The 24562-nt window shown below is 56.0% G+C and carries 20 protein-coding genes; 9 read left to right on the forward strand and 11 right to left on the reverse strand.

From position 1 onward, the window contains the following. Positions 1–9: 9 nt before the first annotated feature. A complete protein-coding gene (locus L379_RS20370; protein ID WP_032652304.1) occupies positions 10–858 on the reverse strand; it encodes an SDR family oxidoreductase in 849 nt (282 codons plus the stop codon). Between the two features lie 84 nt (positions 859–942). On the opposite strand from L379_RS20370, the gene L379_RS20365 reads away from it, so the two are divergent. Continuing rightward, a complete protein-coding gene (locus L379_RS20365; protein WP_032652305.1) occupies positions 943–1329 on the forward strand; it encodes a winged helix-turn-helix transcriptional regulator in 387 nt (128 codons plus the stop codon). A gap of 93 nt (positions 1330–1422) precedes the next feature. On the opposite strand, the gene L379_RS20360 is transcribed toward L379_RS20365, so the two are convergent. Next, positions 1423–3366 carry a bifunctional 2',3'-cyclic-nucleotide 2'-phosphodiesterase/3'-nucleotidase gene (locus L379_RS20360; protein WP_032652307.1) on the reverse strand — a complete coding sequence of 648 codons (1944 nt, stop codon included), beginning with the start codon at positions 3364–3366 and terminating at the stop codon, positions 1423–1425. Positions 3367–3556: 190 nt separating this feature from the next. On the opposite strand from L379_RS20360, the gene cysQ reads away from it, so the two are divergent. Continuing rightward, complete coding sequence (gene cysQ, locus L379_RS20355; RefSeq protein ID WP_015572488.1) at positions 3557–4297, forward strand: 3'(2'),5'-bisphosphate nucleotidase CysQ; 741 nt, start codon at positions 3557–3559, stop codon at positions 4295–4297. On the opposite strand, the gene L379_RS20350 is transcribed toward cysQ, so the two are convergent. Beyond that, complete coding sequence (locus L379_RS20350) at positions 4291–4848, reverse strand: YtfJ family protein (RefSeq protein ID WP_015572489.1); 558 nt, start codon at positions 4846–4848, stop codon at positions 4291–4293. The genes cysQ and L379_RS20350 overlap by 7 nt on opposite strands. Before the next feature lie 324 nt (positions 4849–5172). Between L379_RS20350 and L379_RS20345 the strand changes: the two genes are divergently transcribed. Further along, complete coding sequence (locus tag L379_RS20345; RefSeq protein ID WP_003856054.1) at positions 5173–5379, forward strand: DUF1107 domain-containing protein; 207 nt, start codon at positions 5173–5175, stop codon at positions 5377–5379. Between the two features lie 76 nt (positions 5380–5455). Here the strand turns inward: L379_RS20345 and L379_RS20340 are convergent, their stop codons facing one another. The 6 genes from L379_RS20340 to L379_RS20315 form a co-directional block, all read right to left on the reverse strand. Continuing rightward, the gene (locus L379_RS20340; protein WP_006810357.1) at positions 5456–6793 is read right to left on the reverse strand and encodes a polyamine export protein PaeA; all 1338 of its coding nucleotides are present in this window, start codon (positions 6791–6793) and stop codon (positions 5456–5458) included. 193 nt (positions 6794–6986) lie between these two features. Next, positions 6987–8531 (reverse strand): MFS transporter, encoded by a 1545-nt coding sequence (locus L379_RS20335; protein WP_032652309.1) that lies wholly within the window; start codon positions 8529–8531, stop codon positions 6987–6989. A 69-nt stretch (positions 8532–8600) separates the two neighbouring features. Continuing rightward, entirely contained in the window at positions 8601–9623 is a 1023-nt protein-coding gene (locus tag L379_RS20330; RefSeq protein ID WP_032652311.1) for a Gfo/Idh/MocA family protein, read from the reverse strand. Positions 9624–9632: 9 nt separating this feature from the next. Further along, a complete protein-coding gene (locus tag L379_RS20325; RefSeq protein WP_017383930.1) occupies positions 9633–10700 on the reverse strand; it encodes a Gfo/Idh/MocA family protein in 1068 nt (355 codons plus the stop codon). Positions 10701–10702: 2 nt separating this feature from the next. After that, entirely contained in the window at positions 10703–11881 is a 1179-nt protein-coding gene (locus L379_RS20320; RefSeq protein WP_032652313.1) for a Gfo/Idh/MocA family protein, read from the reverse strand. Between the two features lie 15 nt (positions 11882–11896). After that, a complete protein-coding gene (locus tag L379_RS20315) occupies positions 11897–13048 on the reverse strand; it encodes a Gfo/Idh/MocA family protein (RefSeq protein WP_032652315.1) in 1152 nt (383 codons plus the stop codon). Between the two features lie 192 nt (positions 13049–13240). Between L379_RS20315 and L379_RS20310 the strand changes: the two genes are divergently transcribed. Next, positions 13241–14299: a LacI family DNA-binding transcriptional regulator gene (locus L379_RS20310; RefSeq protein WP_015572495.1), complete on the forward strand. Its 1059-nt coding sequence runs from the start codon at positions 13241–13243 to the stop codon at positions 14297–14299. Here the strand turns inward: L379_RS20310 and msrA are convergent, their stop codons facing one another. Continuing rightward, positions 14300–14941 carry a peptide-methionine (S)-S-oxide reductase MsrA gene (gene msrA / locus L379_RS20305; RefSeq protein ID WP_006810351.1) on the reverse strand — a complete coding sequence of 214 codons (642 nt, stop codon included), beginning with the start codon at positions 14939–14941 and terminating at the stop codon, positions 14300–14302. A 224-nt stretch (positions 14942–15165) separates the two neighbouring features. On the opposite strand from msrA, the gene tamA reads away from it, so the two are divergent. The 3 genes from tamA to L379_RS20290 are packed head-to-tail and all read left to right on the forward strand — an operon-like array spanning position 15166 to position 21019. Then, a complete protein-coding gene (tamA, locus tag L379_RS20300; protein ID WP_017694656.1) occupies positions 15166–16899 on the forward strand; it encodes an autotransporter assembly complex protein TamA in 1734 nt (577 codons plus the stop codon). Then, positions 16896–20672, forward strand: coding sequence for an autotransporter assembly complex protein TamB (tamB, locus tag L379_RS20295; protein ID WP_032652317.1), 3777 nt, complete (start codon positions 16896–16898; stop codon positions 20670–20672). Before tamA ends, tamB begins: the two co-directional genes overlap by 4 nt. Before the next feature lie 2 nt (positions 20673–20674). Then, on the forward strand, positions 20675–21019 hold the full coding sequence (locus tag L379_RS20290) for a gamma-glutamylcyclotransferase family protein (protein WP_017383925.1): 345 nt from the start codon (positions 20675–20677) through the stop codon (positions 21017–21019). Positions 21020–21149: 130 nt separating this feature from the next. On the opposite strand, the gene ppa is transcribed toward L379_RS20290, so the two are convergent. Further along, complete coding sequence (gene ppa / locus L379_RS20285) at positions 21150–21680, reverse strand: inorganic diphosphatase (protein WP_006810347.1); 531 nt, start codon at positions 21678–21680, stop codon at positions 21150–21152. 309 nt (positions 21681–21989) lie between these two features. Here ppa and ytfQ point away from each other — a divergent pair, with 309 nt between their 5' ends. Together ytfQ and ytfR are read left to right on the forward strand one after the other, a co-directional pair. Beyond that, positions 21990–22946 (forward strand): galactofuranose ABC transporter substrate-binding protein YtfQ, encoded by a 957-nt coding sequence (ytfQ, locus tag L379_RS20280; RefSeq protein WP_032647019.1) that lies wholly within the window; start codon positions 21990–21992, stop codon positions 22944–22946. A 103-nt stretch (positions 22947–23049) separates the two neighbouring features. Beyond that, positions 23050–24552, forward strand: coding sequence for a galactofuranose ABC transporter, ATP-binding protein YtfR (gene ytfR, locus L379_RS20275; protein ID WP_017383923.1), 1503 nt, complete (start codon positions 23050–23052; stop codon positions 24550–24552). The last annotated feature ends 10 nt before the right edge of the window (positions 24553–24562 follow it).

A 24562-nucleotide genomic window follows, 5' to 3' on the forward strand; every position in this document is an offset into this window, starting at 1 on the left:
TTTTAACAACTACAGGATGGCTTTGACACTTTCCGCCAGTGATGTGGTTGGGCGGCCGATCAGTTTGCTCAGGGTACGGCTGTCGTCGAACAGGCCGCCTTTGGACGCGCCGGTGTCGGAGTCCGCCAGCATCTCCGCCAGCCCGGCAGGCAGACCAACGCCTTTCAGCGCAGCGGCGAAATCGGCTTCGCTGAGGTTCTGATACGTTACCGGCTTACCGCTCTGCTTGCTCAGTTCCGCAGCCAGTTCGCTCAGCGTCCAGGCATTATCACCCGCCAGTTCATACACCTTGCCGGCATGACCCTCTTCAGAAATCACTTTCGCTGCCGCCGCCGCGTAATCCGCACGGGTCGCAGAGGCAATTTTGCCTTCGCCTGCGGCACCCATAAATACGCCGTGTTCCAGCGCTGGCGGCGCGCTTGCCAGGTAGTTTTCGGTGTACCAGCCGTTGCGCAGCAGAGCGTAAGGCACGCCGGAGGCCGCCAGGGCATTTTCGGTTTCGACGTGCTCAACGTGCAGACCCAGCGGAGATTTGTCAGCATGCAGCAGGCTGGTATAGGCGATGAATTTCACCCCGGCGGCTTTGGCGGCGTTTATCACGTTCTGGTGCTGTACGGCACGCTGGCCCACTTCGCTGGAGGAGATGAGCAGCAGTTTATCCACGCCGTTCAGCGCGGTGGTAAATGCGGCTTCATCGGTGTAATCCGCCTGACGCACAACGACCCCTTGCTGACGCAACGCTTCGGCTTTCGCCGGGTTACGCACAATAGCCACGATCTGGCTGGCCGGAACGGTTTTCAGCAGTTCTTCAATAACGTGTTGGCCAAGCTGGCCGATTGCGCCGGTAATCGCGATCATGATGAATCTCCTTCGTGTTTGTCTGGTGTTGTGGCACACTATCACCATAACTAACTTTTAGTAAGTACGTACAAAAAGGTAAGTATGAAAACAACAATACCAACGCTCAGCGAGCAAATGCGCGATGGCAACCTCTTTGCGGAACAGTGCCCGTCACGGGAGGTGCTCAAACACGTAACCAGCCGCTGGGGCGTGCTGATCCTGGTGGCGTTACGTCAGGGGACGCATCGCTTCAGCGATCTGCGCCGCAAGATGGGCGGCGTCAGCGAGAAGATGCTGGCTCAGTCTTTACAGGCGCTGGAACATGACGGGTTTATCGATCGCGTGTCGTATCCGGTCGTGCCGCCGCATGTGGAGTATAGCCTGACGCCGCTGGGGCGGGAGGTAAGCGAGAAGGTGGCCGCGCTGGCCGACTGGATTGAGGTCAATACGCCGCAGGTGATGGCAAACCGGGAAGAGCGTGCGGCATGAAATGCCGGGTGGCGCTTGTGCTTACCCGGCCTACGGGATCGAGGATTGCGGGTAGGCCGGGTAAGGCGAAGCCGCCACCCGGCACAATCATCGCTACCTGCTCAAATCCACCTGATAAATCGCGAACCCAATATCATCCGTCGCGACCTTTTGCATCGGATACTGCGCCTTATCCTTGATAAACGCGGCTGCTTTATCGGACGGAGATGTCTCAAAGCGAATATCCAGCTTAGTGTCGCTGTGGATCGGCGCAAGTCGCCAGTTGTTATCCACCGCCGGATGAATTTCACCCGTCTTTTTCGACTCCGCGCTGATGCACGCCGCCAGCACCGAACGGTTCTCATCCGGCGAGGCAAAGGCGATGTGGCTGTCACCCGTACCGGCAAACTTACCGCCATAGGCGCGGTAGTTGTTAGTCACCACCAGGAAAGTGGCATTCGGATCAATCGCTTTGCCGTTGAAGGTCAGGTTTTTGATGCGTTCTGCCTGCGGATTAATGGCCTGACATTCGCCGTCATATTTCGCGGGCTGGGTAACGTCAATCTGATATTCCACGCCGTCGATCACGTCGAAGTTGTAGGTGCGGAAACCGTCCCAGTTAATCAGCGACTGCGGTTTGCTGCTGTGCGGATCGATCTGGTTGAACTGCCCGGCAGAGCACTCCAGCCACTCCTTCACCTCTTTCCCGGTAGCTTTCACCACCACGAGGGTGTTGGGATAGAGGTAGAGATCGGCGGCATTACGGAAGGTCAGTTGGCCTTTTTCCACCTCAACGTAGCTGGCCGGATCGTTCTTCCGGCCGCCCACTTTGAATGGCGCCGCGGCAGACAGTACCGGCAGATTTGCCAGATCCGGATCGCCCTGAATATAGTGCTCCGCATAGGCTTTCTGCGCCATGTTGACTACCTGCACGGTCGGGTCATCCTGTACCAGCGCGAGGAAGCTATACATGTTATCAGCCGATTTACCGATCGGCTTGCTGACAAATTCACGCGTCGCGTCGTGGTCATGCTTCAGGACGTCGACCAGCTTTTTATCTTCCCCTGCCAGAGATTTTTTGGCCGCTGCGTCGTAGATCGGACGCGCTTCCGCTTTCGACTGCGTGACTTTCCAGCTTCCGCTGTCGTTATTCAGCACCAGATCCACCACGCCAAGGTGGTCGCCCCACATGCCCGGCATTACCGATGGCACACCGTTAAGCGTCCCTTTTTCGATGTCCGCGCCTTTGATAGCAACGAAATCTTTGCCCGGGAAGACGGCGTGGGCGTGACCAAACAGGATCGCATCCACGCCCGGCACCTGGCTGAGATAGTACACGGAGTTCTCAGCCATCACCTGATACGGGTCGGCCGAGAGGCCAGAGTGCGCCACGACGACGACCACATCCGCCCCTTTCGCCCGCATCTCCGGCACGTATTTGCGCGCGGTTTCGGTAATGTCGTTGACGGTCACTTTCCCGTCGAGGTTGGCTTTATCCCACGTCATGATCTGCGGCGGCACAAAACCGATATAGCCGATTTTCAGCGTCTGTTTTTTACCGTCCTGGTCGACAACCTCGGTCTCTTTAATCAGATAAGGGGTAAAGAGCGGCTTCTTCGTCTTAACGTCGATGATATTGGCGTTAACGTACGGGAATTTTGCCCCTGCCAGCGCGTCGTGCAGGTATTTCAGGCCGTAGTTAAATTCGTGGTTGCCCAGATTGCCAACCGCATAATCCAGGGTGTTCATCGCTTTATAGACAGGGTGGACCTCGCCTTTTTTCAGCCCCTTCGCCGCCATGTAGTCGCCGAGCGGACTGCCCTGAATTAAGTCCCCGTTATCGACCAGCACGCTGTTTTTCACTTCACCGCGGGCGGCGTTGATCAAACTTGCCGTGCGTACCAGTCCGAATTTTTCCGTAGGGGTATCTTTGTAGTAATCGAAGTCCATCATATTGCTGTGCAGATCGGTGGTTTCCAGAATACGGAGATCCACCGTCGCTGCCTGAACGCTTGCCGCAATCAGCGTTGCCAGGAGCGTTGCGCTAAACTTAATCATCTGAGGAGTCCTTTTTTCGATCCAAGCCACAAAAGAATATGTATGTAGTATTTGTTGCTTACAGAAGTGTGAATGCTGCCAGAAAAAAGGGTGCTGAAACCAGAATTGCTTCACAGATAGCGGAATTGTTCACATTACGATATAACTAAAACAATAAGTTATGCCCACTGCGTTAACGAAGAGGTGGAGAATGTTAGATAAAATTTGTCAGCTCGCACGGGATGCGGGTGATGCCATTATGCAGGTGTACGACGGTGCGAAACCGATGGATGTTGTCAGCAAAGCGGATGACTCCCCGGTGACGGCGGCGGATATCGCGGCGCATGCGGTGATCCTGAAAGGTTTGCAGGCCCTGACGCCGGATATTCCGGTCCTTTCTGAAGAAGCGCCCCAGAGCTGGGATGAACGTCAGCACTGGCAGCGTTACTGGCTTGTCGACCCGCTGGACGGCACGAAAGAGTTTATCAAGCGTAACGGTGAATTCACCGTCAACATCGCCCTGATTGAAAAAGGAAAAGCGGTGCTTGGCGTGGTTTACGCCCCGGTGATGAAGGTGATGTACAGCGCGGCGGAAGGTAAAGCCTGGAAGGAAGAGTGCGGCGTGCGTAAGCAGATCCAGGTGCGTGATGCCCGTCCTCCGCTGGTGGTGATCAGCCGCTCGCACAGTGACAGCGAGCTGGAGGAGTACCTGCAACAGCTGGGGGAACACCAGACGACGTCGATTGGCTCGTCGCTGAAGTTCTGTCTGGTGGCGGAAGGGCAGGCGCAGCTGTACCCCCGTTTCGGGCCGACGAACGTCTGGGATACGGCGGCAGGGCATGCGGTGGCGGCGGCGGCTGGCGCGCATGTGCATGACTGGCAGGGTAAGCCACTGGACTACACCCCGCGCGAGTCATTCCTGAATCCGGGCTTCCGGGTGTCACTTTACTGAGTCAGCAGCTTATGCAGCAGGGCAACCACCTGCTGCACCTCATCCTGCGTCAGCGCGCCGTCCTTAACCCACTGTACGCGACCGTTTTTATCCAGCACGACAATCGCTGAACTCTCCTCTTCCAGCTGCCACGCCTTACGCGTCATGCCATTGCTGTCGACAATAAACTGCGACCAGGGATAGAGCTTCTTATTGCTCTCAAGGCTTGAGCGCACAAACATCCCGGAGCCGGGAATCGCGTCGTCGGTGTTCACGATGGTGGTGGTCTGGTAGCGATCGTGCGGGAGTTTTGCGGCCTTGATCGCTTCCACGAGGGTAGCGTTTTTCTCTTTAGCGGATGTACGCCCGGCAATATGTTGTACAACTCTCACTTTGCCCGCAAGCTGCGCGCTATTCCAGGCTTTATAGCTAAACTTATCATTGTCGAGAATCAATTCTCCCCGGTCAGCAATCCCGACCGGCGGGACACGTTGTCCTTTTTCAATGTTGTGTGCGGAAGCCATCAGCGGCAGCAACAGGCAAGCTGCTGCCAGGAGGTTACGTAGGGTCATGGTGTTTCCTTATTGTTAGCAGGTGATCCGACCACTTGGTCATGCGCTTTTAATCATAAGTGCGATCAATAGGCTTTTCCCGCAATCCCGATGCCAGTTTGCGGGCGAACGCACATATCCATGCAAAAACGACGGCATATACTGCGCTGTATCACGCTTTGCAAAGATTATTCTGAATAATTGTAATCAAACGGTAAATAAACTTATGCACACTGGGTAAGTACGAGGTTCTGGTCTATAGTCATTGGGCATCAAAATTTGCGCTCAGGACAGTCGGGCCGATTGTGGCACCGCAAGAGCGTATGATTCGCAGGAGATACAAGAATGAAAATTTTCCAACGCTACAACCCGCTTCAGGTGGCGAAGTACGTGAAGATCCTGTTCCGTGGACGGTTGTACATCAAGGATGTTGGCGCTTTTGAGTTCGATAAGGGCAAAATCCTTATCCCAAAAGTGAAGGACAAACAGCACTTGTCTGTGATGTCCGAAGTCAACCGTCAGGTTATGCGTCTGCAAACTGAGATGGCTTAACCAACGTGCTATGCAGTAGTAGTTAAAAAGACGGCTCCCGATGGGAGCCGTTGATGTTTGTGGGGCACACAAAGGATTACGCCGACACCTTCTCTTCGGCATCCGGCAGTTTCGGCACCAGCACGGTCGGTTTGCTATCAATACGCGTTACCAGCAGCTGGTCGATGCGGTAGTTATCAATATCCACCACTTCAAACTTGAAGCCGGAGAACTTCACCGAGTCGGTACGTTTCGGGATTTTACGCAGCATAAACATCATAAAGCCGCCGATGGTCTCGTAGTTGCCGGACTGCGGGAACTCGTCAATGTCGAGTACGCGCATGACGTCTTCAATCGGCGTACCGCCATCGATGAGCCATGAATTTTCGTCACGCTGAACAATCTGCTCTTCCAGCCCCTGGCCGACCAGGTCGCCCATCAGGGTCGTCATAACGTCGTTGAGGGTGATAATGCCCACCACCAGCGCGTATTCGTTCATGATCACCGCGAAGTCTTCTCCGGCGGTTTTGAAACTTTCCAGCGCTTCGGAGAGCGTCAGGGTGTCCGGCACTATCAGGGTATTGCGGATCTGCACGCCGCTGTTCAGCGCCAGGCTCTGGTTTGCCAGCACGCGGTTCAGCAGGTCTTTGGAGTCCACATAGCCGATGATATGGTCGATATCTTCGTTACAGACCAGGAACTTGGAGTGCGGATGCTGCGCCACTTTGGTCTTCAAGCTCTGCTCGTCTTCATGCAGATCGAACCAGATGATGTTTTCACGGCCGGTCATGGAGGACGGCACGGTACGGGATTCCAGTTCGAAAACGTTCTCAATCAGCTCGTGCTCCTGCTTACGCAGCACGCCTGCCAGCGCCCCGGCTTCCACCACCGCATAAATATCGTCGGAGGTGATGTCGTCTTTACGCACCATCGGCAGCTTGAAGATGCGGAAAATGACGTTCGCCAGGCCGTTAAAGAACCACACCAGCGGACGGAAGACATACAGGCAGAAGCGCATCGGGTTGATGATACGCAAAGCCACAGCTTCTGGCGCAATCATACCGATGCGTTTCGGGGTCAGGTCCGCGAATAAAATGAACAAGCCGGTGACCAGGGAGAAGGAGAGGATGAAGCTCAACTGCTCGGCCAGCTCTACGGACATGTACTTAACAAAGAGGCTATAAAACGCCGGAGAAAACGCTGCATCGCCCACGATACCGCCAAGGATGGCGACCGCATTCAGGCCAATTTGCACCACGGTAAAGAACATGCCGGGGTTTTCCTGCATTTTCAGAATGCGTGATGCGTTGATGTTGCCCTCGTCGGCAAGCAGCTTCAGTTTGATTTTACGGGAGGCAGCCAGCGAGATCTCCGATATTGAGAAAAATGCACTGACGGCAATAAGACAAAGTATTACTAAAATACTGTTTAACATAGTTTATCCGGCTTCTCGCCAGATCCTCAGAAGGGGAGTTGATACCATTCGTGTGAAGACACATTGAACTCAGCTCGTAGCGTTGAGCCGATTATTTCAACGGTAGTATAGCGTAAAGACGTGTAAACCTGCCAGAGGTCACGTTTTCGGCAAAAAAAGCCGGACCGGCACGGGGCCGATCCGGCGAGAAGGGCTATTTCACGATGGATAAGTTTTCGCCCACAGCCAGGCGTGTGGCATCGCCGCCCCAGACCTGATCGTACTCATAGCCTGTCAGCTGTTTGATGACCACGCGGGTGCTGGCGTCGCAGTCGCGATAGTCGCCACCGAGCTTCCGACGCGCGATCTCCTTGAGCAGCACCTTATGCGTCTCGCGGGTCAGCTTAAATTTGTAGGTCGCGAAGAAGCTCACTGCCAGCAGCGCGGCGGTGGCAAAAATCATCAGGCCAATTATTGCTCCCAGCGCGCTTTCAGGCTGTGCGCCACTGCCTTTCACAAAACCGGACTCCTGCAACACCAGGCCGATAATCATAATCGCAATGGCGACGGTGCTTTTGCGGGTCAACACCATTACGCCAGCGAAAATGCCTTCCCGGCGTTGCTGCGTGACGATCTCGTCGATATCCGGAATAAAGCTATAAATATTCCACGGAATGTAATAGAGGCCGGAACGGGCTGCACCCAGCAGGATGAAGACGGCGGAGAACAGCAGCGTTGGCACCTCTGTTTTGGTGAGATAAACCGTAAACAGGAATGCCAGCACCAGGAAAATGCAGCTATACGAAAGGCGCAGTGCGGCGGAAGGGGTCATGTTCAGCCTGTTGAGTAACAGCATAAATCCGTACGTGCCGGGCACGGAGGCAAAAGCCGCAATACTTAGCCAGCCGGACACTGCTGCCGCATCCTGACTCAGGCAATACACCACGTAATAGGTAAAGACTGAACCAAATACGTCCATCGCGGTGAAGGAGAAAATATAAATAAGAATATGCAGGCGGAAAGCGCGAATACGAAAAGAAGAGAAGAGATCCAGCACCAGATATTTGAGGTGATTAATTACTCCGCTGCTGCGCTGGGTATCAACTTTGAAGTCATATTCCTGATGCACATCTTTTGCTTCCCAGGTGCTGTACCAGGTAATAAATACCGCGATGCAAAAGACGCAGGAAAATATCAGTCCGGTTAGCGTGTAGGTAAAGGAATTATCTTTGCCGGTAAATTGCATAATCACGCCCGGAACCGACACCGCAAGAAAACCGCCCAATTGCGAGCAGATCATCCGTACGCCTGACAGGCGGCTGCGCTCTTCATAGCGGTTGGTCATCTCCGCGGCGAGGGTTTCCCACGGCACCAGCACCATCGCTGAAAGCAGTTCGATGGAAAGATAGGTGCCCAGGTAATACCAGTAACCCATGTCCGTCAGCCACAGCAGAGCATAGAGGAACATTAAAGGAGAGCTGAGTAATAAGAAGAAACGACGACGGCCAAATTTACGCCCAAGCCAGGTATCGCCGAAATTGTCGGTGATGTAACCCATTATTGGGCTTAATACCGCGTCAATGACGCGGGCAATAGCAAATATAGAGCCGGCTTCCACGACGGATAATCCGCAATAGGTGGTGTAAAAAAATAACAGCCAGGTGCCGATAATGGCGAAAGCGCCTCCGCCAAAGAGGTCGGTTATGCCGTAGCCAAGCGCCACGCCATAACCCACTCTGCGTTCAGTTGGTTTAACCATAATAATATCCAGTGTAGGGTAGATGTAGAGGTTGTATTTTTATTGCACTGCTGGACTACACGTGACGTTCTAATTATTAATATCTATCCATTGTCTTAACTGAGATGACCGATAAAAAGCCTCCACAATCTTGAGTGATTTTCCGGCGGTACAAATATCGGTAAAATCCGTACTCTCCGGGTGATGAATAGCGTGATAAAAACGGCGGATCGCCTGCTGGTGTCCTAATCCCCAGTAACTTTTTGCGGTGCCATCGGGAGAGGCATCGCTTTCCAGGCGAAACCGTTCGCCGGGCGTTATGCGCCAGAGCGTGTTGTCGTTGAGCAGCAGTGAGCCGCGCTCGCAGTGGATCTCCAGACAGAGGGGGGAATCCGTGGTGTGGCAGTTGCTGGCATAAAACAGACCGCGGGCACCGTTGGTGAAGTGAAGCGTGGCCATCGCGCTGTCTTCCCCTTGCGTGACGTCAGCCAGTTCGCCGCTGTCGACTACCCCCTTCAGCCGCGTGGCGCCACCCGTAAACCACTGCATCAGATCGAGGGTATGGATCGCCTGGTTGATTAGCAGGCTTCCACCTTCCGTTGCCAGCTGCCCGCGCCACGGGCTTTCCGTGTAATACGCCCCCGAGCGGGACCAGGTCAGCACAGCTTTGATACTTAACATCTTTCCCAGTACGCCTTCCGCCAGCTCCTTGCGAATGCGCAGGCTGGTCGGATTGAGCCGGTTCTGGTAGCAGACGCCGAGCCTGCCGGGTGCCTGCGCGGCGGCAGAGGCAATGTCGGCAAGCTCGCTGCTGTTCATGCCCACCGGTTTTTCGCAAAAGACATGTTTCCCGGCGGCCAGCGCCGCCAGAATCATGTTTTTGTGCTCGAAGTGGGGCGTGCAGATATGCACCACGTTGATGCTGTCATCCAGCAGCATTTCCCGGTAATCCTGATAAAAGCGGCACTGATAGTTCATCGCCAGCTTCAGTCCTTTGACGCTGTCGATATCGACCAGCGCGCGCAGCGCGACATTGGGGATTTGCCTCAGGGCATTCACATGGCAACTGTGAATAGCCCCGGCACCGATAATCGCCGTGTTCAGGATGTTCATGTCGTCCCCTTAGTCAGCTGCGTTTGCGAGCATTTGTGCTTTCACGCACAGTTCGGCAGCTTTGAAAGCATGCGCCTGAGTCATGGCATTTTCGGTGCGGTGCAGGCAGTCGAGGATCAGTTCGCCAAAGTACGGGAACCCAACCTGCCCGGCCACAGGATAGCGGAACTCGCCCTCGTTATTGACGAGGTAGACGACATCCTGCTCACCCCGGGTGAGATCGACATATTTACGGATCTCGATATACCCGTCGGTACCGAGCAGCGTCAGGCGACCATCGCCCCAGGTGGAGAGCCCGTCAGGAGTGAACCAGTCACAACGGAAATAGCCGCTGGCGCCGTTTTCTCCTTTGAGCATGGCGTCGCCAAAATCTTCGAATGCGGGATACTGCGGGTGGTTAACGTTGCGCACCTGGCTGGCGACCACGGTGGCGTCGCGGTTGCCGGTATAAAACAGGAACTGCTCGATCTGGTGGCTGCCGATGTCGCACAGGATGCCGCCGAAATAGCGGCGATCGTAGAACCAGTCCGGGCGGCCAGTCCCTTCCCGGTGCGGCCCCATGCCCAGGGTTTGCACCACGCGACCAATGGCGCCTTGCTGTACCAGCTGCCCGGCAAAGACCGCGCTTTCCACGTGCAGACGCTCGCTGTAGTAGACCGCGTATTTTTTCCCGGTTTTCTCCACCATCGCTTTGGCGTCTGCCAGCTGTTCAAGGGTGGTGAGCGGCGCTTTGTCCGTGAAGTAGTCTTTGCCAGCCGTCATCGCCTTCAGCCCCAGCGCACAGCGTTCGGAGGGGATGGCCGCCCCGGCCACCAGGCGCACGTCGCCATCGGCGAGAATAACGTCCAGGGAATCAGCCACCTTCACCTGCGGGTACTGCTGAACAAACGTGTCCACTTTCGCCGGATCGGGATCGTAAACCCACTTCAGCGTGGCACCTGCTTCAATCAGGCCATTACACATTCCGTAGATATGGCCGTGGTCGAGCGCGGCGGCGGCAAATACAAATTCACCCGCCTGCACCACCGGCTGCGGTTTGCCCACCGGCGCGTAGTTCATTCCGTCATTCTTGTTCATGGTTACAGTCCTCGATCCAGATCTTTACCCAGAGGGATAGCGCCCACTTCGCTGAAGTTGGCGACGCTTGCGGATTTTTCATAAAAACGGGGGGCGAGGGCGTTCGTCCCGCCGGTACGGTAAAACGGATCATCGCGGCCAACAGGCAGGGAAACGACACTGCGGGTAATGGCTGATTTATACATCGCAGTAATCAGCTCCAGCGAGCGCTTACCCTGCACGCCGTCCACCAGCGGGGCCGTACCGCGCTCAATGCTCTGAAGCAGGTCGTTAATCTGCCCGGTGTGCAGAGTCCATTCGAGCCTGGGCGTCGCCTGGAAAACGGCGTCAAGCTGGGCTTCTCGCTCAATATCGTTGGTCTCCTGCGGGAAGCCGTTGTCAGCACTCACGCTGGCATAAGCCTGCCATGGGGCGGAGATGCGCGCTTTATCACCCTGGATAATGATCTTCTGATCTTCCCCGTGGTGTACTACCGAGGCGGTAAGCTGGGTGAGTGCGCCGCTGGGGTATTTGAATATCGCGGCGCTAAGGTCTTCCACTTCGGCGTTGTCATGGGCCACGTTGGTCATCATCGCCACCACCTCAGACGGGAAGCCGAGCATCCACTGAATGGCGTCAATATGGTGCACCGCGTGGTTCAGCGTGCAGCCGCCCCCTTCCTTTTCCCACGTGCCGCGCCACCACAGGTCGTAGTAGCAATGTCCGCGCCACCAGAAGGAATCCACCTGCGCATGGCATATTTTTCCGGCGAGGCCGGAATCCAGCGCCGCTTTTAAGCGCCAGAAGGCATCGGTAAAGCGGTTCTGGGCAATAATGGAGAGCGTTTTTCCGCTGGCCTGCTGGGCGGCGATCATCGCATCACACTCCTCCAGCGAGGCGGCCATCGGTTTTTCACACAGCACATGGCAGCCGGCATGAAGCGCATCGATGCTGATCTCCGCATGGACATAGGGCGGGGTGCAGACGTCAACGATATCGATGGGAAGCGCATCCTCCAGCAACTGCCGGTGGCTGGCGTACACGCGGGCGTCCGTCAGGCCGTAACGCGCTTTTTTCTCTTCCGCTTTCTCGGGATAGATATCAACCAGCGCAACGATCCGGCAGCGCTGTCCAAACTGCAAATAACCCTGAATATGGTTATGGGAGATATTTCCTGTTCCCACAATGGCGACATTTAACATCGATTTTCTCCGGTGTTACCAGGTACCCGCGGCATCCAGCGTGATGCTGGTGGCCCCTTTATCTACAGAGGTGCTGATGCGCTGCTGAAGCAGGCGCAGGTATTGCTTTTCGTTCAGCGGTAGCTCAACCCAGTCGTCCGTCCAGGTGGAGAGGTGCATGGCGTTAGAGAGGGTTAAACCGCGAATGCCGTCCAGACCCGGTGCAATCAACGGCTCGCCGCACAGCACGGCGGCGCAGAAGTTGGCGGTGATGACGTGGTGCTCGCTGTATTCCGGGGCAACAGGGACAGAAACCTCCCAGCATTCCGGCTCACCGAAGCCATTCTGCCAGCGAGCGTTAAACTCGGTTTCCGATTCGCGCAGCCGCCAGTAGCGCAGTTTGCCCTCGTCGACGACCACTTTGCCGCGATCGCCGACAATCTCCAGGCGGTTGGTACCCGGTGTTTCCGCGACGGTGGTAATGAACACGCCGGTCGCGCCACTGGCATATTCGGCGTAGGCTGTCACCTCGTCTTCCACTTCGATATCGCGATGCTTACCGAACTGGCAAAACGCGCGCAGACGAACCGGCATGCCCACCAGCCACTGCCAGAGATCGAGCTGGTGCGGGTCCTGGTTGAGCAGCACGCCGCCGCCTTCCCCTTTCCAGGTGGCGCGCCAGCCGCCGGAGTTGTAGTAACTCTGCGAGCGATACCAGTTGGTGATGATCCAGTTGGAGCGGCGGATCTCGCCCAGCTCGCCGCTGTCGATCAGATCTTTCACTTTCTGATACAGCGGGTTGGGCCGCTGGTTATACATGATGCCGAACACCACGTCGCACTCCCGGGCGCAGGCGTTCATCTCCTGGACCTGCGCGGTGTAGACGCCTGCTGGCTTCTCACACAGGGTATGAATGCCGTGGCGCATCGCCAGCATCGACAGGTGCGGGTGATCGTAATGCGGCGTGGCGACAATGACCGCATCGATAAGCCCGCTCTGGAGCATCTCCTGCGCATCACTGAACAGCGGAATGCCACCAACCAGCTGCCGAATGGCCGGATGCTTTTCCGGCGCGTTATCGCACACCGCCGTAAGGCAGGCGTCGCTGACGGTTCCGGCCAGTAAATAGCGTGCGTGGACCGTACCGATATTACCTATACCAATAATGCCAAAACGTACCTTCTCCATTTCTCACCTTAATTTCAGTCAAAAAGCGTGATGACCGAAAAATAGGAAAGGCGAGACGTAGCGACAATGTGTTTTTGTGAGAATACTCGCAAGGTGAATAAGTAAACTCCAACCATTTTGAAATTTGGTTTTAAAATCAAAGCGCTGTTTCTGCAAATATTTGCAAAAACTGATTGAGAGCGAGGTCACACTATGCCGGGCAAGTTAAAAATGGAGGAGATCGCATCCCTGACGGGATATTCCGTGAGCACGGTTTCCAGGGTGTTGAGCGGCAAGTCTTATACCAGCGATAAGGCCCGGGAAGCCATTGTCCGCACCGCGCGGGAGCTTGGCGTGCTGGAGTCGATGGCGAGCGGACGGCTTTTAATTAACGGAATCGCTGTATTTGCGCCTGAAAGAACGTTTCAGGGTCGTGGGGATATTTTTTATCTGGAAGTGACCAAAGGCATTGCGGAAGCCAGCGCGCCACATAATGTCTGGATCAGTTATTGCGGATTAGAGGAACAGAATGCGGACGTGAAATTATTTATGGAAAAGGCAAGCCATAAAAATATTAACGCAATAATTATCATTGGTACGGATGATTCCACCATATTTAAGCTGGCCAGCACGCTGAATAAACCCTGTGTATTAATTAATTCCGTCGACCGGGACCGGGTGCTGGATTCGGTTTCGCCCGATCATCGCGCAATCGGCTTTACCACGATGCAATATCTTTTCGAGCAGGGGCATCGCCGGGTGCTGACCATCACCTGTTTACGCCGGGACACGCTCTATGCCCGGCTGGATGGAATTAAAGAAGCGTACCGGCATTTTCATGTGGCGTTTGAGCCGCAGCGGGATTTACTGGTCACGGAGTGGTTTACCGCTGAAGAGGCTGAGCGCGAGCTGGATGCGTGGCTGTTACGTCACGACAGAGCGCAGTGGCCTGAGGTCATTTTTCCCAACAGCACCAGCATGACCGAGGGTGTGCTGAAGGCGTTACAGCGGCATGGGCTGCGCGTGCCGGAAGACATCTCCATCATCACCACCGATTTTGCGTGGAATTTAGCAAACCGGCTTGAAAAGCCCATTACGGGGATCACGGTGCCCTGTCGGGATTTGGGTATAGAAGCGGTGCATTTGCTGCAAACGCGGCTCAACCGACCACAGGCGCCAGTGTTTAACCTGCTGTTGCAGGGGAAAGTCATTGATTACGGCTCGGTGAGTAATGCCACGCGCCACGCGGCTCGCGTGGCGCTGATGCAGTAATCAGGCCTGCTGGGGAGGCAGGCAAACGCCAATGCCGCCGATACCGCAGTAGCCGTACGGATTTTTATGCAGGTACTGCTGGTGGTCGTCTTCGGCATAGTAGAACGGTTTCGCGGTAGCGATTTCCGTCGTGACCTGACGTTTATCACCGGCCGCCTGCATCGCTTCCTGGAAACGCGTCAGGCTGGCGTGGGCGGCGGCCTCCTGCTCTGGGGTGAGCGGGTAGATGGCCGAACGGTATTGGGTGCCGTGATCGTTACCCTGACGCATGCCCTGCGCCGGGTCATGGTTTTCCCAGAACACCTGGAGCAGCTGTTCATAGCTAATGACGCTCGGGTCATACACCACACGCACCGCTTCAGCATGACCGGTCTCACCGGAACAGACTTCGCGATAGGTTGGGTTAGGCGTATATCCTCCGGTGTAGCCCGCAGCGGTGCTGTACACGCCCGGCAGTTGCCAGAACAGGCGTTCTACGCCCCAGAAGCAGCCCATGGCAAACAGGGCGATCTCCATTCCATCAGGAACGTTTGTCATTGAATGGTTGTTTACGGCGTGTAATGTTGCCACTGGCATAGGGGTGTTGCGTCCCGGTAACGCATCGGCTTGTGATACCAGATGCTTTTTATCGAATAAACTCACGGTGGGGCCTCCCGGGTAGCGTTGTTTCGGTTAAGGTTGTCACGAAGCGTTTAATTGAACACAATAAATGCGATGAATGAGTCTAGATTTAATCATAAGAAATATTTGGGTGTTACACCCTTTTTCAACCCGTAATTTGGGTTTTTGGCTTTCAGGCCGTATTTTGCCGCGGAGCGGCACTGCATTTGCTTCCAGGGTGGAAACAGGGATATTCAGGAGAAAACGTGACAAAGATCCGCCAGTTATGTTTAGTCAGTTTAATGCTGACCAGCGGGATTGCCAGCGCGGCGAATGTCCGTTTGCAGGTTGAGGGGTTATCCGGGGCGCTGGAAAAAAACGTGCGTGCGCAGCTTTCTACCATCCAGAGCGATGAGGTCACGCCGGATCGGCGTTTTCGCGCGCGCGTGGATGACGCCATCCGCGAAGGCTTAAAGGCGTTGGGGTACTACGAACCCACCATCGATTTCGATTTACGCCCGCCGCCGGCGAAAGGACGCCAGGTGTTGATTGCCCGCGTCTCGCCGGGCGAACCCGTCCTGATTGGCGGCACGAACGTGGTGCTGCGCGGCGGTGCGCGCACCGATCGGGACTACCTGGATCTGCTCAGCACCCGTCCGAAAGTGGGCACCGTGCTCAATCACGGGGATTACGATCGTTTTAAAAAATCCTTAACCAGCGTTTCGCTGCGCAAAGGCTACTTCGACAGCCGGTTCAACAAAAGCCAGCTGGGCGTTGCGCTTGAGCGACGTCAGGCATTCTGGGATATCGATTACGACAGCGGCGAGCGCTACCGGTTTGGCGATGTGACCTTCGAAGGATCGCAAATCCGTGACGAGTATCTGCAAAATCTGGTGCCGTTTAAAAAGGGCGACTACTACCAGTCCAGCGACCTGGGCGAGCTGAACCGTCGTTTGTCCGCGACGGGCTGGTTTAACTCCGTGGTGGTAGCGCCGGAATTTGATAAATCCCGTAAAACGAAAGTGTTACCGCTGCATGGCGTGGTCTCTCCGCGCACCGAGAACACCATTGAGACCGGTGTCGGCTACTCCACGGACGTCGGCCCGCGCGTGAAAGCCTCATGGAAAAAACCGTGGATGAACTCCTACGGCCACAGCCTGACCACCAGCGTCAGCCTGTCTGCGCCTGAACAGCAGCTGGACTTCAGCTATAAAATGCCGCTGCTGAAAAATCCGCTTGAGCAATACTACCTCGTGCAGGGCGGCTTTAAGCGTACCGATTTGAACGATACCGAGCAGGACTCGACGACGCTTGCGGTATCACGCTTCTGGGATCTCTCCAGCGGCTGGCAGCGCGCCATTAACCTGCGCTGGAGCCTCGACCACTTTACCCAGGCAAACGTCACCAACACCACCATGCTGCTTTATCCGGGCGTGATGATCAGCCGTACCCGCTCGCGCGGTGGCCTGATGCCGACCTGGGGCGATTCTCAGCGCTACTCCATCGATTACTCCAACACCGCCTGGGGCTCCGACGTAGACTTCTCCGTCTTTCAGGCGCAAAACGTCTGGATCCGCACGCTGTACGACAAACACCGCTTTGTGATGCGCGGTAATCTCGGCTGGATCGAAACCGGTGACTTCGAACGCGTCCCGCCGGATCTGCGCTTCTTCGCCGGGGGCGACCGCAGCATTCGCGGGTATAAGTATAAATCGATCTCACCTGAAAACGACAAAGGCCAGTTGACCGGGGCGTCAAAACTGGCGACTGGCTCGCTGGAGTACCAGTACAACGTCAGCGGCAAGTGGTGGGGAGCGATGTTCGTTGACGGCGGTGAAGCGGTGAACGATATCCGCCGCAGCGATTTCAAAACCGGCGCGGGCGTAGGCGTGCGCTGGCAGTCACCGGTCGGGCCCATCAAGCTCGATTTCGCCGTTCCGGTGGGCGACAAAGACGAACACGGTTTACAGTTTTACATCGGTCTGGGGCCTGAATTATGAGTTTATGGAAGAAGATAAGCCTCGGGGTGCTGATTTTTATCGTATTACTGCTCGGTACGGTGGCGTTTCTGGTGGGCACCACCACGGGCCTGCATTTGCTGTTTAACGCCGCGAACCGCTGGGTGCCGGGGCTGGAAATCGGCCAGGTAACGGGCGGCTGGCGCGATCTGCGCCTGAAAAATATCCGTTATGAACAGCCCGGTGTGGCGGTGAATGCGGGCGAGTTTCATCTGGCGGTCAAGCTCGGCTGCCTGCGGGACAGCCAGCTGTGCGTAAACGATCTGTCGCTAAAAGACGTTAACGTGGCGATAGATTCCAAAAAAATGCCGAAGTCCGAGCCTGTCGAAGAAGAGGACAGCGGCCCGCTGAACCTCTCCACGCCGTACCCGATTGCGCTTTACCGGGTCGCACTGGATAACGTGAATATCAAAATCGACGACACGACGGTATCCGTGATGGATTTCACCTCTGGTCTGCGCTGGCAGGAGAAAAACCTCACTCTGACCCCAACCTCCCTGCAAGGGCTGCTGATTGCGCTACCGAAGGTGGCCGACGTGGCGCAGGAAGTGATCGTCGAGCCGAAGATCCAGAACCCGCAGCCGGAAGAAAAACCGCTGGGCGAAACGCTGAAAGATCTCTTCTCGAAACCGGTTCTGCCGGAGATGACCGACGTGCATCTGCCGCTGAACCTCAATATCGAAGAGTTTAAGGGCGAGCAGTTGCGTCTGACAGGCGATACCGATCTGACGGTCTTCAACATGCTGCTTAAAGTCAGCAGTATCGACGGCAACATGAAGCTCGACGCGCTGGATATTGATACTAACCAGGGGTCGGTCAACGCCTCAGGCAATGCGCTACTGCGTGACAACTGGCCGGTAGATATTACGCTGAACAGCGCCCTGAACATCGATCCGCTGAAAGGCGAAAAGGTGAAGGTGAAAGTCGGCGGCGCGCTGCGCGAGAAGCTGGAGTTCGGCGTGAACCTCTCCGGACCGGTGGATATGGTGCTGCGCGGGCAAACCCAGCTGGCAGAGGCCGGTTTACCGCTCAACCTTGAGGTTGTCAGCAAGCAGCTTTACTGGCCGTTCACCGGCGAAAAACAGTTCCAGGCTGACGATCTGAAGCTGAAGCTGAGTGGCAAAATGACCGACTACACGCTGTCGTTCCGCACGGCAGTGAAGGGGCAGGGGGTACCGCCCGCCGATATCACCCTGGATGCGAAGGGTAACGAGTTGCAGGTTAACCTCGACAAGCTGACCGTGGCGGCGCTGGAAGGAAAAACCGAGCTGACCGCGCTGCTCGACTGGCAGCAGGCGATCAGCTGGCGCGGCGAGCTGAAGCTGACCGGGATCAACACCGCTAAAGAGGTCCCGGACTGGCCGTCAAAACTGGATGGCCTGATCAAAACCCGCGGTAGCCTGTACGGTGGCACCTGGCAGATGGACGTGCCGGAACTCAAGCTCACCGGCAACGTGAAGCAGAACAAAGTCAACGTAGAGGGCTCGCTTAAGGGCAACAGCTATCTCCAGTGGGTGATCCCGGGCCTGCACGTGGCGCTGGGTCGCAACACGGCGGATATCAAAGGCGAGCTGGGCGTGAAAGACCTCAATCTGGATGCCACCATCGACGCGCCAAATCTCGATAACGCCCTGCCGGGTCTTGGCGGCACGGCGAAGGGGTTAGTGAAGGTTCGCGGTACGGTGGAGGCGCCGCAGCTGCTGGCGGACATCACCGCCAATAACCTGCGCTGGCAGGAACTTTCTATTGCCCGCGTGCGTGTCGAGGGAGACGTGAAATCCACCGATCAGATCGGCGGAAACCTGGATCTGCGCGTGGAGCGTATCTCTCAGCCGGACGTGAACATCAGTCTGGTCACGCTGGCGGCAAAAGGTAACGAAAAGCAGCACGATCTCCAGCTACGCGTGCAGGGCGAGCCGGTCTCCGGGCAGCTGCACCTGACGGGCAGTTTTGACCGCCAGGCGACGCGCTGGAAAGGCGTGCTGGATAACACCCGCTTCAGCACGCCGGTCGGCCCGCTGGTGCTGTCGCGGTCTGTCGCGCTGGATTACCGCAACGCGGAGCAAAAGATCAGCATTGGGCCACACTGCTGGACCAACCCGAATGCTGAGCTGTGCGTGCCGCAGACCATTGATGCGGGCGCGGAAGGACGCGCGCAGATCAACCTCAACCGTTTCGACCTGGCGATGCTGAAACCGTTTATGCCGGAAACCACCCAGGCCAGCGGGGTCTTCAGCGGCAAAGCGGACGTCGCGTGGGACACCACCAAAGAGGGACTGCCGCAGGGCAGCGTTACCCTCTCCGGACGTAACGTGAAGGTGACGCAGGAGGTCAATGACGCGCCGCTGCCGGTGGCGTTCGACACCCTGAATGTGAACGCTGACCTGCGTAACAATCGTGCGGAACTGGGATGGCTGATCCGCCTGACCAACAACGGTCAGTTTGACGGACAGGTGCAAATTACCGATCCGCAAGGGCGGCGCAATCTCGGCGGCAACGTCAATATTCGCAACTTCAACCTGGCGATGGTGAATCCGATCTTCTCGCGGGGAGAAAAGGCGGCGGGGATGCTCAGCGCCAACCTGCGTCTGGCGGGGGATGCGCAAAGCCCACAGCTGTTTGGCCAGATGCGGTTAAACGGCGTGGACATTGACGGTAACTTTATGCCGTTCGATATGCAGCCAAGCCAGCTGGCGATGAACTTTAACGGCCAAAGCTCAACCCTCAGTGGCTCAGTACTGACGCAGCAGGGACAAATCAACCTGAGCGGTGACGCAGACTGGAGCCAGCTCGACAACTGGCGCGCCCGTATTGCGGCCAAGGGCAGCAGGGTGCGTATCACGGTACCGCCGATGGTGCGCCTGGACGTGTCGCCAGACGTGGTCTTTGAGGCAACGCCGAGTCTCTTCACCCTGGACGGCCGTGTTGACGTACCGTGGGCGCGCATCGTGGTTCACGAGGTGCCGGAAAGCGCGGTTGGCGTCTCCAGTGACGAAGTTATGCTCAATGAAAATCTGAAACCTGTTGAACAGAAGAGCGCTGGCATACCGATCAATAGTAATCTTATCGTGCACGTGGGGAATAACGTGCGTTTGGACGCGTTTGGGCTGAAGGCGAGACTCACGGGTGACCTGAAAGTGGCGCAGGATCAACAGGGACTTGGCCTCAATGGACAAATCAATATTCCTGAAGGGCGCTTCCATGCCTACGGTCAGGATTTGATTGTGCGTAAAGGCGAGCTGCTGTTCTCCGGTCCACCGGATCAGCCAGTACTCAATATCGAAGCGATCCGTAACCCGGAAGCCACCGAAGATGATGTGATTGCAGGCGTGCGCGTGACGGGCTCCGCCGATGAACCTAAGGCAGAGATCTTCTCTGACCCGGCCATGTCGCAACAGGAAGCGCTCTCTTACCTCCTTCGCGGCCAGGGTCTGGATAGCCAACAGGGCGATGGTGCGGCAATGACATCAATGTTAGTCGGTCTGGGGGTTGCACAAAGTGGTCAGGTTGTGGGTAAAATCGGCGAGACGTTTGGCGTAAGCAATCTGGCGCTGGACACTCAGGGCGTGGGTGACTCTTCGCAGGTAGTGGTCAGCGGCTATGTACTGCCGGGTCTACAGGTAAAATATGGCGTGGGGATCTTTGACTCACTGGCTACACTCACGTTACGTTATCGCCTGATGCCTAAGCTATATCTGGAAGCAGTGTCCGGCGTAGACCAGGCACTTGATCTGCTCTATCAGTTTGAGTTTTAGCAATGCGAATATTTGTTTACGGCAGTTTACGAACCAGGCAAGGCAACAGCCACTGGATGACCAACGCCCAGTTGCTGGGAAATTACACAATCGAAAACTACCAGTTGTACAGTCTGGGCCACTATCCAGGCGCGGTTCCGGGGAACGGAACGGTACAGGGTGAGGTTTATCGTATTGATAATGCCACGCTGGCCGAACTTGATGCCTTGCGCACCAGGGGCGGTGAATACGCTCGCCAGTTGATCCAGACGCCTTACGGCAGTGCATGGATGTACGTGTACCAACGTTCGGTCGACGGGTTAACGTTGATTGAAAGCGGTAACTGGTTAGACAGAGACCAGTTCTGAAAAACGACAACGCCACCTTACGGTGGCGTTGTCGTTTTGCGCCGTAGGCCCGAGCAAGCGAAGCGCCGCCGGGCGCATCGACAGGCACAAAAAAGCCCCGACGCGCGGGGCTTAGTCTCAGCAGTAAGAATTACTTCTTAGCCGCACGCTCGAAAGAGGCGATGATTTCTGCTTTCGCCGCTTCTGCGTTATCCCAGCCTTCAACTTTAACCCATTTGCCTTTTTCGAGATCTTTGTAGTGCTCGAAGAAGTGGGCGATCTGCGCTTTCAGCAGCTCTGGCAGGTCGTTCACATCTTTAATGTGATCGTACTCTTTGCTCAGCTTGGTGTGCGGTACGGCAACCAGTTTCGCATCTTCACCCGCTTCGTCAGTCATTTTCAGCACGCCAACAGGACGGCAGCGAATGACGGAGCCTGGCTGCAATGGATATGGCGTTGGGACCAGTACGTCAACCGGGTCACCGTCCAGAGACAGAGTGTGGTTGATGTAGCCGTAGTTGCACGGATAGAACATGGCGGTAGACATGAAACGGTCAACGAACAGCGCACCGGTGTCTTTGTCGATTTCGTATTTGATTGGATCTGCGTTGGCCGGGATTTCGATCACAACGTAGATGTCTTCTGGCAGTTCTTTACCCGCAGGGACGTTGAGTAAGCTCATGTCGGTGTCCTTTAAAATGGATGGTAAACAAGTGGCAGGTATTATAGCCAACTGGCGCTGAAAGTCTCCGCCTGTTTTCGTCTTCTCTCCCTCGCGCCTTCACTTTTCGGACCGTTTCCATGACAGGATAATCCATAAACTCAGCCGCATTTTAAATGTTGAAATGAAAGCGATTACAAACTTGTGATTAACGTTTTATTCACTTTTCTGAAGTGTGATGTAACGCAATCCGTAACATATTCCATTGGCTATAGTTCATCCGCGGAACATCTTTTAACCAACAATAACCTACCCTACGAGGACGTTCATATGTGGAAGCGCTTACTTCTTGTTACAGCAGTTTCGGCAGCCATGTCGTCTATGGCGATGGCCGCACCCTTAACCGTTGGATTTTCGCAGGTCGGATCTGAATCTGGCTGGCGCGCCGCTGAAACGAATGTGGCGAAAAGTGAGGCCGAAAAGCGCGGTATTACGCTGAAAATCGCCGATGGTCAGCAAAAGCAAGAGAACCAGATTAAAGCGGTGCGCTCGTTTATCGCTCAGGGCGTGGATGCCATCTTTATTGCCCCGGTTGTCGCCACGGGCTGGGAGCCGGTGCTGAAGGAAGCCAAAGATGCTGAAATTCCGGTCTTCCTGCTCGACCGTTCCATCGACGTAAAAGACAAATCTCTCTATATGACCACCGTCACCGCCGATAACGTGCTGGAAGGCAAACTGATTGGTGACTGGCTGGTGAAGCAGGTGGATGGCAAGCCGTGTAACGTGGTTGAGTTGCAGGGCACCGTCGGGGCGAGCGTGGCTATCGACCGTAAGAAAGGTTTCGCGGAGGCCATCGCCAAAGCACCAAACATTAAGATCATCCGTTCTCAGTCCGGCGACTTCACCCGTAGTAAGGGTAAAGAGGTCATGGAAAGCTTCATCAAGGCAGAAAATAACGGCAAAAATATCTGCATGGTTTACGCCCACAACGACGACATGGTGATCGGCGCCATCCAGGCCATCAAAGAAGCGGGCCTGAAGCCGGGCAAAGATATCCTCACCGGCTCGATCGACGGCGTACCGGACATCTACAAAGCGATGCTTGACGGCGAAGCGAACGCCAGCGTGGAGCTGACGCCAAATATGGCGGGCCCGGCATTCGATGCGCTGGAGAAATTCAAGAAAGACGGCACCCAGCCTGAGAAGTTGACCATCACCAAATCCACGCTCTACCTGCCGGACACGGCGAAAGAAGAGTTAGAGAAGAAGAAAAATATGGGCTACTGATCCAGTGAAATTGCCGGGTGGCGCTGCGCTTACCCGGCCTACGATACGCTCTTTTGTAGGCCGGATAAGCGTAGCGTCATCCGGCCTGATGCAGGGGGAAACCATGACCACCGAACAACACCAGGAAATCCTCCGCACAGAGGGCCTGAGTAAATTTTTCCCTGGCGTTAAGGCGCTGGATAACGTTGATTTCAGCCTGCGGCGTGGGGAGATCATGGCGTTGCTCGGCGAAAACGGGGCGGGGAAGTCGACGCTGATTAAAACCCTGACCGGGGTCTATCACGCCGATCGCGGCGCTATCTGGCTGGAAGGTAACGCCATTTCGCCCAAAAACACCGCGCATGCCCAGCAACTGGGGATCGGCACGGTCTACCAGGAAGTGAACCTGCTGCCAAACATGTCGGTAGCGGATAACCTGTTTATTGGCCGCGAACCCAGACGTTTTGGCCTGCTGCGCCGCAAAGAGATGGAAGCGCGCGCCGCGAAGCTGATGGAATCGTATGGCTTCTCTCTCGACGTGCGCGAACCACTGAACCGTTTTTCCGTAGCGATGCAGCAAATCGTCGCGATCTGTCGCGCTATCGATCTCTCGGCGAAAGTGCTGATCCTCGATGAACCCACCGCCAGCCTCGATACCCAGGAAGTGGAGATGCTTTTTACCCTGATGCGCCAGCTGCGTAATCAGGGCGTCAGCCTGATTTTCGTGACGCATTTCCTCGATCAGGTTTACGAGGTGAGCGACCGTATAACGGTGCTGCGCAACGGCAGCTTTGTCGGCTGCCGGGAAACCCGCGAGCTGCCGCAGATAGAGCTGGTCAAAATGATGCTGGGCCGCGAGCTCGAGACCAACGCGCTTCAGCGCGCGGGCCGTACGCTGCTGAGCGAAAAACCGATCGCCGCGTTTCACGATTACGGCAGAAAAGGGACCATCGCGCCGTTTAACCTCGAGGTACGCCCCGGTGAAATTGTGGGTCTGGCGGGGCTGTTAGGCTCCGGGCGCACCGAAACCGCCGAAGTCATCTTCGGCATCAAACCTGCCGACAGCGGAACGGCGCTGATCAAAGGCAAACCACAAACGCTACGTTCACCGCATCAGGCGTCGTGCCTCGGCGTGGGCTTCTGTCCGGAGGACAGGAAAACGGACGGGATTATTGCCGCCGCCTCGGTGCGGGAAAACATCATTCTGGCGCTACAGGCCCAGCGCGGCTGGCTGCGTCCGATCCCTAAGCGCGAGCAGAACGCGATTGCCGAGCGCTTCATCCGCCAGCTCGGTATACGTACCCCGAGCGCGGAACAGCCCATCGAGTTCCTCTCGGGCGGTAATCAGCAGAAGGTGTTGCTCTCTCGCTGGCTGCTCACCAAGCCGCAGTTCCTGATCCTCGACGAGCCCACGCGCGGTATCGACGTGGGCGCGCATGCCGAAATCATCCGGCTTATCGAAACGCTTTGCGCCGACGGTCTGGCGCTGCTGGTGATCTCGTCCGAGCTGGAGGAGCTGGTCGGCTATGCCGATCGCGTCATCATCATGCGCGATCGCAGGCAGGTGGCAGAGATCCCGCTGGATAAACTGTCGGTACCGGCGATCATGAATGCCATCGCGGCGTAAGGAGTCAAAT

The sequence above is a fragment of the Enterobacter sp. MGH 33 genome (assembly GCF_000534535.1).
In the GTDB taxonomy this organism is placed as follows: domain Bacteria; phylum Pseudomonadota; class Gammaproteobacteria; order Enterobacterales; family Enterobacteriaceae; genus Enterobacter; species Enterobacter hormaechei_C.

Coding starts and splice junctions, on each gene's coding strand:
- L379_RS20370 (WP_032652304.1), bottom strand. CDS start 858: ATGATCGCGATTACCGGCGCAATCGGCCAGCTTGGCCAACACGTTATT.
- L379_RS20365 (WP_032652305.1), top strand. CDS start 943: ATGAAAACAACAATACCAACGCTCAGCGAGCAAATGCGCGATGGCAAC.
- L379_RS20360 (WP_032652307.1), bottom strand. CDS start 3,366: ATGATTAAGTTTAGCGCAACGCTCCTGGCAACGCTGATTGCGGCAAGC.
- cysQ (WP_015572488.1), top strand. CDS start 3,557: ATGTTAGATAAAATTTGTCAGCTCGCACGGGATGCGGGTGATGCCATT.
- L379_RS20350 (WP_015572489.1), bottom strand. CDS start 4,848: ATGACCCTACGTAACCTCCTGGCAGCAGCTTGCCTGTTGCTGCCGCTG.
- L379_RS20345 (WP_003856054.1), top strand. CDS start 5,173: ATGAAAATTTTCCAACGCTACAACCCGCTTCAGGTGGCGAAGTACGTG.
- L379_RS20340 (WP_006810357.1), bottom strand. CDS start 6,793: ATGTTAAACAGTATTTTAGTAATACTTTGTCTTATTGCCGTCAGTGCA.
- L379_RS20335 (WP_032652309.1), bottom strand. CDS start 8,531: ATGGTTAAACCAACTGAACGCAGAGTGGGTTATGGCGTGGCGCTTGGC.
- L379_RS20330 (WP_032652311.1), bottom strand. CDS start 9,623: ATGAACATCCTGAACACGGCGATTATCGGTGCCGGGGCTATTCACAGT.
- L379_RS20325 (WP_017383930.1), bottom strand. CDS start 10,700: ATGAACAAGAATGACGGAATGAACTACGCGCCGGTGGGCAAACCGCAG.
- L379_RS20320 (WP_032652313.1), bottom strand. CDS start 11,881: ATGTTAAATGTCGCCATTGTGGGAACAGGAAATATCTCCCATAACCAT.
- L379_RS20315 (WP_032652315.1), bottom strand. CDS start 13,048: ATGGAGAAGGTACGTTTTGGCATTATTGGTATAGGTAATATCGGTACG.
- L379_RS20310 (WP_015572495.1), top strand. CDS start 13,241: ATGCCGGGCAAGTTAAAAATGGAGGAGATCGCATCCCTGACGGGATAT.
- tamB (WP_032652317.1), top strand. CDS start 16,896: ATGAGTTTATGGAAGAAGATAAGCCTCGGGGTGCTGATTTTTATCGTA.
- L379_RS20290 (WP_017383925.1), top strand. CDS start 20,675: ATGCGAATATTTGTTTACGGCAGTTTACGAACCAGGCAAGGCAACAGC.
- ppa (WP_006810347.1), bottom strand. CDS start 21,680: ATGAGCTTACTCAACGTCCCTGCGGGTAAAGAACTGCCAGAAGACATC.
- ytfQ (WP_032647019.1), top strand. CDS start 21,990: ATGTGGAAGCGCTTACTTCTTGTTACAGCAGTTTCGGCAGCCATGTCG.
- ytfR (WP_017383923.1), top strand. CDS start 23,050: ATGACCACCGAACAACACCAGGAAATCCTCCGCACAGAGGGCCTGAGT.